Genomic DNA, 4931 nt, shown 5'->3' on the forward strand with positions numbered 1-4931 from the left:
TTTTTGTAGTTTCAACCTTTAGTAAATAAATAAAATATTTGGTTACTTCTTGCGTAGAGTAACCTTTTTTATATTACCGCTATTTTATTAGAGAATAAATACTTAAAATAAAAAATCACGTATACTGAAATAATTTTCAGGTTATGTGATCTGTATATTTCAATTATTGACAGCCAAATTTTTAATTACCGATTGGCCAAAAAAGCAGATATAAAAAAATTAAGTCTCACATTGACCAACGAGTCATTGACTTATTGGTCAACGGAGCTTATACTCTGCTTATTAATTAGTTGAAGCTAAGTATCCATGGACTTTAGCCGCAATTAGTTCACTAAAATTAATCGTGATTTAGAACTCACAAGGGGGCAGTGTTATGTCTAAAACAGTACTTTCAATTAATCATTTACAAAAAAAGTTTGGAAAATTCGAAGCATTAAAAGATATTACTTTTAACGTCAACAAAGGAGAAGTTTTTGGTTTTATCGGACCAAACGGAGCTGGCAAATCAACTACCATCCGGACATTACTCGGGATTCTCCGCTCATCTGGCGGTTCAGCGACCATTTTTGGTAAGGATGTTTGGCAGGATTCCGTCAGCATTCATGAACGCCTCGCATATGTGCCAGGCGATGTTTACCTATGGCCCAACTTAACCGGTGGCGAAATTATCGACCTGTTTTTGAAACTCAATCATCAAAAACATACCGGTCACACGGATGAGTTAATCAAAGAATTCGAATTGGATCCCTCAAAAAAGGCCCGGACTTATTCCAAAGGAAACCGACAGAAAGTGGCCTTGATCGCCGCATTTTCTACCGATGCTGACTTATACATCTTTGATGAGCCAACATCCGGGCTTGATCCATTGAACGAAGAAATCTTTCAAAAACACGTACTTGCTCTAAAAAACAACGGCAAAAGCATTTTATTATCCAGCCATATTTTATCCGAAGTTGAACGTATGTGTGACCGCATTGGAATTATCCGCAAGGGTCGCATCATTGAAACGGGTACGCTAACCGAAATGCGGCATCTCACCCGCACACTAGTGACTGTGCAAACACGCAAGCCACTGCCGGATCTTTCAACTAGCGAAGGAGTTCATAGCTTTAAAAATTCTGATAATGTAGCAAACAAAGCCAGTTTCAGCATGGATTCTGATAAAATGGCTCAACTTATGCTGACCCTAGCGCCATTAGAAATTATTGGTCTACAAAGTACACCACCAACTCTTGAAGATCTCTTCTTACGTTACTACCAAAAAGATGAGCAAGGAGATGGGCAAAATGAAGCGTAATAATTATCAACAAAGTGGGTTTTTAACCCGTTTTAATTTGCGCCGGGATTGGTTTTTAATTCTCATCTGGCTACTCATCTTGGGTGGTCTAATGGCATCTGTAGCCTTTAAATTTAACGATTTATATGGCACACCTACCTCGATCGCCAGCATCGTGAGCACCTTAAAAATGCCGGCAATGGTTTCCTTATTTGGCGCATTTGTTGCCAAACCGCCCTACACCAGAGCCGATGTGTTTGCGAGTGAAATGGTTGTTTTTATGGCCCTATTTATGGCAGTGATGAACATCTTTTTCGCGGTTCGAAATACACGGGGAGAAGAAAGTAATGGCATGTTAGAATTGATTCGTTCCCATGCGGTTGGCAAACAAAGTCCCTTATTAGCAGCGACTCTCGAGCTTTTCTTGATTAATCTATTTGTTGGCCTTGTTTACTTTGGTGGGTTACAAGTTTCTGGTATGCACGGCACCTCAATAGAAGGAAACTTATTAATTGGTCTTGGCCTGGCTACTAGTGGCTTCATGTTTGGAAGTACCGCCCTTTTAATGGCGCAAATTAGCGATAATCCCCGTGGCGCCACCATGCTAAGTTACCTATTTCTTGGTGTCACCTACTTGATTCGAATGGTAACGGATGTGGAAAACGCTGATTTGACGTGGTGGTCACCCTTTGGCTGGGTCGAAAAAATGTCCATTTATCATGAAAATAATTGGTTGCCCGTCATCTTTTCGTTAGTGTTGACTATCGTCTTACTTTTTCTAACTTTTTATGCAAGTCGTCACCGAGATGTCGACGCTGGCTTAATTGCGACGCGTGGTGGACGTAAACGAGCAACCGTATTACTCTCTGGACCATTCAGTTTAGTTTTACGGCTTGATCGTTTGAGCTTGATTGTTTGGATCATCAGTCTTGCCATTTTGGGAATTTCCTATGGCTCAATTTTCGGTACAGTTGGTGATCTTTTGAAAACAAATCCATTAATGGGCAGTTTATTAGGTCAATCAGCTTTAAACGCTGCCGGACGCATGATTGCCCTAAAATTTGCCGCGCTGTTAATGATCGTTTTTGCCGTATTAGCGACCGTTCCTAGTGTGCAAACGCTCTTGAGAATTAATGGCGACGAACGTAAAGGCTGGTTGGAACAACTTCATGCCAAAGCCGTTTCACGCGCCAAAATTTTTAGTAGTTATGCTGCAGTTGCCTTTATTATCGGTACTTTGTCTTTACTGGCAGCCGTGAGTGGCATTTGGTTGGCAAACACCACGGTTATGGATGACCCCTTATCGTTCGCTCGGTTATGCCGCGGCTTTCTCGGTTACCTACCTGCACTGTATGTTATATTAGGAATTAGCGTTTTAATTATTGGCTGGTTCCCACGACTACAGACCATAATCTGGGCGTTACCAGTATACGGATTGATTAGTTTATACTTTGGCAACTTAATGAACATCCCTGACTGGGCACAAAAAATAACTCCTTATGGCTGGATCAACGATGTGCCAGTTAAATCAGTTGATTGGCCACAGTTTACCCTTATGATGGTCTTGGCAGTTATCCTGTTCATCGTTGGTTTTATTGGTTATCGACACCGTGATCTGATTGAAAATTAATTATCGAAAGGAGTGCTCACTTCAATGACCGAAAAAAAAACTAATATTCCCATGGATCCTGAAAAAGTGAGCCGCATCATGGCCACCTCATTAACTGAGTTTGCTCATCGAGGCTATCGTGGGGCAAAAACAGAAGACATTGCACAAAAAGCAGTAGTTTCCAAGGGTATCATCTTCCGCTATTATAAAAACAAAGCGCATCTTTATATGGCGACACTCAAGTTTGCCACAGATCGCATTGAATCCGTTGCTGATTACAGTGTTTGGCATGATGCACAGGATCTTGATGCTATGATTGTTAATGCGACAAAATATAAAATTCAGCTTCAATTGCAATATCCTGAAGAATTTAAATTATTGTTAGATGCCTATGCGGAAGCAAGTGACGCTCCTTCCGCTCTGAAACATGAAATTGCTGAATTTTATAACAATCAAACTAGTGCCAATATGGCCAACATGATTGACCCGATTTTGAATCGACTCCCAATTCGCAATAATGTTAGCCGCAAAACCATTCAAGGCTTGATGTTAGGCGTTTTAGATCAGGTGGGGGCCGAAACAAAAACACTAATGCAAAAGAAGCCAGATGCCGATCTCACTGATTTTGACGACATTATTGAAAATGTCCGTGGTTATATTGATGTTTTGGAACATGGTTTTTTAAAAAAAGAGTAACAACAGGCAGAGAAAAAATTTTCTCTGCCTTTTTGATACCAATTTTGTCTTTAAATGTTTAAACACTCTGATTTTTAATGTTTTTCTAAATAATACTGGCAAAACACTATTAAGGACTTTAACTATACCAAAAAAATAGTATAATTCTAGTTGAATAAAGGAATTTTTCCTTTTTTCTAATTTTTAAGCTTTAACACTTATCCATTATATCTACCATTTCTTAAATTAGAGGTAATTGCTTATAGGCTCTATCTGAATAATGTAAGTCAAATTGTTACAAATATATGAAATTATTAAATTAGTTTCGATGTTTACGCTTTTTTATGGTATCATTTAATTCGCGTCTCTTTTAGTGTAACTTAGTATGTTAAAAACAAATATTTTTTGGAGGAATTGCAAAATGTTTTATTACGATTATGATCAATTAAACTTTTCACGCCGCAAATTGGACTCAAAAAAATCGAATTATTTACTCCGTTTTTCTTTTTTAGAATATAGCTTAATTTTCAATTTTGAAAAACGAGAACCAGGTCGCGCAGAACGTGAACTAAACTCATTTTTTGAACATCATAGTGAACTAATCAAGGAAGCTAGTCATGAAGACTTGCATCGGAGCTTAGTTAATGTCGTTGGTGACTTTGCCATGACTGGACTTGCCAATCATTTCAATGCAACCAATTTCGTACAACTCCGTGAAGCTTATTTAGACTGGCTGACCGATGAAAAACCAGAAAATCCAGAAGCTTTTCGCAAAATTTTGGGTTTGATTTATAAAGATTTCTTTGCTTTGCAAACACCTGAAGATCAAATTACTTCTACAAATACGGTGCCTAAGCAAGTTTACCAAATCACCTATTACGTGAATATGCATTTGTATGACAAGATGCAGCCGATTCGAATTGCTGAATATTTAAATCTTTCTTATCAGTATGTTTCACGACTTTTTACCCATACAATGGGCTTATCCATTCAGAGTTATATCGATAAACAACGTGTTGATGAATCCAAAAAATTACTTCTGCATACCGATTTACCGTTAAATGAAATTTCTCGGATGTTGAATTATTATGATTCAAGCAATTACATTAAACATTTTAAGAAATTCTCAGATACGACACCAAAGCAGTATCGTCTGCATAATCAACGTAAACGACTCCAAATCAAGCAAGACGCTTTAGCTGAAACGGCTCGACCATATTAAAGTTAAGCTAGAAAAATAATCCCAGTTATGTTCTAAGTGTGAACATAGCTGGGATTATTTATTTGCACCTACTAAAGGTTAAAACTACAAAAACTTATTTTGTTGCTTGATACGAAAACGTGCATGGCAGCAAAATTAGATAAAATGCC

General features: G+C 38.1%; 4 protein-coding genes. All 4 read left to right on the plus strand.

Annotated elements, in window-relative coordinates:
• The first annotated feature begins 373 nt into the window (after window positions 1-373).
• Window positions 374-1297, plus strand: a complete 924-nt coding sequence (locus PPA04_RS09095; protein ID WP_057784467.1) for an ABC transporter ATP-binding protein — start codon at window positions 374-376, stop codon at window positions 1295-1297.
• Window positions 1287-2906 (plus strand): ABC transporter permease, encoded by a 1620-nt coding sequence (locus PPA04_RS09100; protein ID WP_057784466.1) that lies wholly within the window; start codon window positions 1287-1289, stop codon window positions 2904-2906. The genes PPA04_RS09095 and PPA04_RS09100 overlap by 11 nt, the downstream gene beginning before the upstream one ends.
• Window positions 2907-2930: 24 nt before the next feature.
• Window positions 2931-3581, plus strand: coding sequence for a TetR/AcrR family transcriptional regulator (locus PPA04_RS09105; protein WP_057784465.1), 651 nt, complete (start codon window positions 2931-2933; stop codon window positions 3579-3581).
• Between the two features lie 400 nt (window positions 3582-3981).
• Window positions 3982-4782, plus strand: a complete 801-nt coding sequence (locus PPA04_RS09110) for a helix-turn-helix transcriptional regulator (protein WP_057784464.1) — start codon at window positions 3982-3984, stop codon at window positions 4780-4782.
• The last annotated feature ends 149 nt before the right edge of the window (window positions 4783-4931 follow it).

The organism is Pediococcus parvulus, assembly GCF_007990205.1.
Lineage (GTDB): Bacteria > Bacillota > Bacilli > Lactobacillales > Lactobacillaceae > Pediococcus > Pediococcus parvulus.

Coding starts and splice junctions, on each gene's coding strand:
- PPA04_RS09110 (WP_057784464.1), top strand. CDS start 3,982: ATGTTTTATTACGATTATGATCAATTAAACTTTTCACGCCGCAAATTG.
- PPA04_RS09095 (WP_057784467.1), top strand. CDS start 374: ATGTCTAAAACAGTACTTTCAATTAATCATTTACAAAAAAAGTTTGGA.
- PPA04_RS09100 (WP_057784466.1), top strand. CDS start 1,287: ATGAAGCGTAATAATTATCAACAAAGTGGGTTTTTAACCCGTTTTAAT.
- PPA04_RS09105 (WP_057784465.1), top strand. CDS start 2,931: ATGACCGAAAAAAAAACTAATATTCCCATGGATCCTGAAAAAGTGAGC.